This is a genomic window from Roseibium sp., assembly GCF_025698965.1.
In the GTDB taxonomy this organism is placed as follows: Bacteria; Pseudomonadota; Alphaproteobacteria; order Rhizobiales; family Stappiaceae; genus Roseibium.
The window spans coordinates 1-4,471 of sequence record NZ_JAILWL010000513.1; the positions used below are offsets into that span (position 1 = coordinate 1).

Consider the following 4,471-nt stretch of genomic DNA (forward strand, 5'->3'; position numbering starts at 1 on the left):
CGTCTTGAAAATGTCCCAAAGAAGTTTCTGGTGCGCCGGATCCGCGTAAGCCCCCATTCCTTCCACCATCACGATCAGCACATTTTCATCTTCGCCCGCGCTCATGGGCGCAGAAAGATTGATCTGCTTCGCGGCGGAGGTAAATTCTGTCCTATTTTGCAAAAAATTTGCGAAGAACGTCTGCGGTGAAGCATTCAGGTAGAAGTCGAGACCGACAATCGCGCAACAGGTCAAAATTGCCGGATAAAGGCTGACTTTCTGGTACACCCGCCTGTTTCGCACCAGGAAATAAACATAAAGGCCAACAAAAAACAGGATTGCAGCAGCCAAAAACGCGTAACCCAGAAACGAGAACAGGTCCAAGTTCGCAGAATATTTGATTGAATCAATAATCAGGATCGGTGAGAGATTGAAGATCCCGGAGATGACGAGAACAACATCAGTAAATGCAACAATTACTGCCAGCATCACCAGGATAAAGGCATTCAGCCTCAACCCGATAACGGCGAGAGTAAAGTAAAGGACAATGGGTAAAGCCCTCAAGGGACAGACAAAAAACGCGAGCAGATAAAAGGGGATGCTCGGCACAATGTTTGCGACAAAAGCGAAGTAGAGCGCATCACGTGAGAAAACTTTCCCGCGCTGTTCGGGTACGGAGCCAGATGGCAACGTCGCAGCAGTCATGGGATACTCCAACTCCACTCGGAATTCCGGAACCCCAATTATACGCAAAGCAGATTTAAGAGTTGGTTTCCACTCCTGCAGAATTACGTTTGGTGACGAGACGTACGCTAAGTATGCTCCAGTCTAACGACACCGTCCTGATCCGGGCAGGTTTCAAGCGCTTCAGCGGCGGTCCGGCCGTCTCCGATTGGGGCATCGGGCCAGATTTCGGCCAAGGGTATGAGAACAAAGGCACGATCGCGCATTCGCGGATGGGGCAGTTCCAGGGCATCGTCTTCGATCTTCTCCGATCCATAGATCAACACGTCTATGTCGATTGTCCGAGGACCCCAGCGCACATCCCGCACGCGACCAAGCTCATTTTCGATTTCAAGGCATCGCTTGAGCAGATCATGCGGTGCAAGAGTAGTATCCACAACGGTACAAATGTTCAGATAATCGTCCTGCGGCACAGGACCCCAGGGAGGCGTTTCATAGTCTGAGGATCTTGCAACAAGCGTGATGCCCTCTGACTGCTCCAGGCGCCGGAGGGCTCCATCCAGATTGGCCTTTCTGTCCCCAAGGTTGGACCCCAGACCCAACGCGCAGCGAGTGGGCGCAGTTTCATTCCGTTTCGGTAAAGTCATGTCAGGCAGGGTTCCGTTCCAAATGTGTCGCTTCCAGCATACGCACACAGTCCACGTGTGGACCGACATCGTGAGCACGAACGATTGCCGCGCCTTTCAACAGTGCCGTCATATGGACCGCCAGAGAGCCATAAAGGCGTTCATCCGTCTCGACGTTCAGCACAGCGCCGATCATGCGCTTGCGCGATGCGCCGGCCAGAACCGGCAATCCGTGTTTCTTCAGGGTTTCGAACCGGTTCAGGATGACGAAGTTCTGGTCGATCGTCTTTCCGAAGCCGAACCCCGGATCGAGGATCTGCTTTTCCCTCGCGATCCCTGCTTTGTCCGCAAGCGTCAGCGATGTTTCGAAAAACCGGTCGATGTCACTGAGGATATCGAGACTGCCGTCGGCTTCGTGCCGGTTATGCATCATGACCACGTGGACACCGGCTTCAGCAACGGCATCCGCCATCCCCGGATCTTTCTGAAGACCCCAGACATCATTGACGATCACCGCACCTGCCTGACAGGCACGCTTTGCGATTTCAGCCTTGTAGGTGTCGATGGAAACCGGAACACCCAACTCCGCCACCGGTTCCAGAACCGGAGCGAGGCGCTTCCATTCATCGTCCTGACTGACAGGAGATGAGCCCGGCCGGGTGCTTTCAGCCCCGACGTCGAGGATATCCGCACCCTCGTTGATCATGACCCTGGCATGCGCAAGAGCTGCCTCCGCAACGTTGTGCCGTCCGCCATCGGAAAAGGAATCCGGCGTAACGTTCAAGATGCCCATCACATGAGGCCGGCCTGCCGGCAAATGATATTCGGCGACAGTCGCCATCAGGTATCCCTTCCAAATTCAGACAGACAGATGCCCGCTTGCCCCGTTGTGGTCAAGTAACGAGTGCGGAACTGTGTCGTTTCCTTGAAAGAAATTATTCCGCGGCAGCAGGTTGGGATGAGTGACTTTTCAGGACGAGATTAAGGACGATTCCGACAATCGGCATCAGTGGCAGTATCACCGCCAATCCAAGCATGGGTACACCGACAGCGGCGACAATCAGACTGGCGACGATGCCACCTCCGAATTGCATGAAACCAACCATGGAGGAAGCGGCACCTGCAATTTGCGGAAACGGCGCCATGGCATCGGTGAAACAGGCGGGCAACACAAACGCCAGACCGAAGACGAACAGGGCAACAGGACCCATGACGGTCGCAACCGTAGGCTCCTGCGTCAGAGCCAGGAAACTCATCAGCGCCGAAGCAATGACCCACAGCACCAATCCGAAGGGAACCAGCCGGTGAGCCTCGACGATTTTCAACAGACGGCCGGTAACGATGGTTCCGGCGATGAAAGATCCGGACTGGATAATCATCGACATTCCAAATGCGGACGGTGACAGTCCGACTTCATAGATCAGGACAAAAGGCAACACGGTCGCCAGCGCATAGAGATTGCCGAGACCGCATCCGATCAGAATGCTGGGTGCCAGGAAGCGTCGATCCTTCAGCAGGGTCAGGTAATTCGAGACAAAACGTGAAGGATTGAGATGGTGTTTTCCCGGATTCGGGTTGGTTTCGACCTGGTACAGAACAACGGCCGCCATCAGCACGGCGCCATAGATCAACATGCACCAGAATATTTCCCGCCAGCCGAACAGCTCAAGTACGAATCCGCCGATCGTCGGTGAAACCGCCGGACCAAGAGCCAGCATCATCGCAATCGTGTTCATGATTTTGGCGGATGCCTGTCCCGTGAACTGGTCGCGGACAATCGCTCTGGAAACAGAAATCCCAACCGCGGCTCCAACGCCTTGCAATGCTCGGGCAAACACCATGAACTCCACTGTCGGAGCAAACGTCGCGAGCACACTTGAAATGAGATAGAGCGTCAAAAAGGCAAGTGTAACGGGCTTACGCCCGTAAGCATCCGAAAACGGCCCGCAAATCAGCTGTGCGAACGCGAACCCGGCGAAATAGGCCGTAAGTGTAAGCTTGACTGCCGAATCGGACGTCCCGAACGCTTCCACCAGTGCAGGCATCGCCGGCGTATAGAGCGCCATCGAGATCGGGCCGATAGCGACGAGCCCCGCTCCCAGCAGAGACGTGCGCCTGGCAGTCATGATTGAGCCGTTCGCGGTCATTTCTATTTCTGCTTTCCCTTGGAAACCTCCTGCAGCAAGCTGTCCTTCATCGTCTGCAACAGGGTTTCCAGTATCTGCCTCTTGTCTTCCGGGATCTCTTCAAGCGCCTTGGAGCGCACTGTGTGGAGCGCATCCCCAATCCGTTCAAGCAGCGGATCGGCATCCGGTGTCAATTCGATCAACTTGGCCCGCTTGTCCTTCGGGTCGGGGCAACGTTTGACGAGACCCGCCCCTTCCAATGAATCCAGATAGCCCACCAGCGTCATCGGTTCGACATACATGATGTCCGCCAGCATGGCCTGACGCAGTCCCGGATTGCGCCAGACGTAAAACAGGGTGCGCGCTTCACCGGCGGTCAATCCCGTCTGAACTTCGGTCAACGCCGCTTCGAAACGTCGCCTGAGCAACCGCGCCAGATCCACAACCAGCATGGTGACACTGACATTCGGGTAAGGAAGACTCATCGCCGCCTCATTTAGTAAGGTTACCTTACGAAATAGGCCTGATTGACGTCACTGTCAATCTTCTCTTGCGGCACTGCATTGCACAAATCCCGCTTGGCACGTATAAAGGCGCCAAATTCGGCACGATTGCCGACCAGCGAAATCACATATCCAGATAAGATGCGGGTCCGTCAGGGGCCCGTTCTGTCTTTTGGAGCCCACTTATGAACCTGCGTAATATTGCCATCATCGCACACGTTGACCATGGCAAAACAACACTTATCGACGTTCTTCTGAAGCAATCCGGTGCGTTCCGCGACAACCAGCGCACCGAAGAACGGATGATGGACTCCAACGACATCGAACGCGAGCGTGGCATCACCATTCTCGCGAAAGTGACGTCGCTGGTCCACAAGGACACCCGCATCAACATCGTCGACACACCAGGCCACGCCGACTTCGGCGGCGAAGTCGAGCGCATCCTGCATATGGTCGACGGCGTGATCCTCCTGGTGGATGCCGCTGAAGGCCCGATGCCGCAAACCAAGTTCGTTCTCGGCAAGGCCCTGAAGCTCGGCCTGAAGCCGATCGT

Annotated in this window: 6 protein-coding genes; 1 reads left to right on the plus strand and 5 read right to left on the minus strand. The window is 55.2% G+C overall.

Annotated features, from left to right (window positions below; all coding sequences use genetic code 11):
* From K5905_RS28325 to K5905_RS28345, 5 genes are all read right to left on the minus strand, one after another.
* Window positions 1-684: hypothetical protein (locus tag K5905_RS28325; RefSeq protein WP_297590650.1), on the minus strand; the 684-nt coding region annotated here is incomplete at its 3' end.
* 107 nt (window positions 685-791) lie between these two features.
* Window positions 792-1,310, minus strand: coding sequence for a 2-amino-4-hydroxy-6-hydroxymethyldihydropteridine diphosphokinase (gene folK, locus K5905_RS28330; protein ID WP_297590651.1), 519 nt, complete (start codon window positions 1,308-1,310; stop codon window positions 792-794).
* 1 nt (window position 1,311) lies between these two features.
* Window positions 1,312-2,130, minus strand: a complete 819-nt coding sequence (folP, locus tag K5905_RS28335) for a dihydropteroate synthase (protein WP_297590653.1) — start codon at window positions 2,128-2,130, stop codon at window positions 1,312-1,314.
* Between the two features lie 94 nt (window positions 2,131-2,224).
* Window positions 2,225-3,436, minus strand: coding sequence for a multidrug effflux MFS transporter (locus tag K5905_RS28340; RefSeq protein WP_297590656.1), 1,212 nt, complete (start codon window positions 3,434-3,436; stop codon window positions 2,225-2,227).
* Window positions 3,437-3,438: 2 nt separating this feature from the next.
* Entirely contained in the window at window positions 3,439-3,900 is a 462-nt protein-coding gene (locus tag K5905_RS28345; RefSeq protein ID WP_297590657.1) for a MarR family transcriptional regulator, read from the minus strand.
* Window positions 3,901-4,103: 203 nt separating this feature from the next.
* On the opposite strand from K5905_RS28345, the gene K5905_RS28350 reads away from it, so the two are divergent.
* Window positions 4,104-4,471 (plus strand): GTP-binding protein (locus K5905_RS28350; protein WP_297590660.1); only part of this gene is annotated, 368 nt, incomplete at its 3' end.

Bases quoted from the DNA above. Each gene is read 5' to 3' on its own strand.
- K5905_RS28340 (WP_297590656.1), bottom strand. From the start codon at position 3,436: ATGACCGCGAACGGCTCAATCATGACTGCCAGGCGCACGTCTCTGCTG.
- folK (WP_297590651.1), bottom strand. From the start codon at position 1,310: ATGACTTTACCGAAACGGAATGAAACTGCGCCCACTCGCTGCGCGTTG.
- folP (WP_297590653.1), bottom strand. From the start codon at position 2,130: ATGGCGACTGTCGCCGAATATCATTTGCCGGCAGGCCGGCCTCATGTG.
- K5905_RS28345 (WP_297590657.1), bottom strand. From the start codon at position 3,900: ATGAGTCTTCCTTACCCGAATGTCAGTGTCACCATGCTGGTTGTGGAT.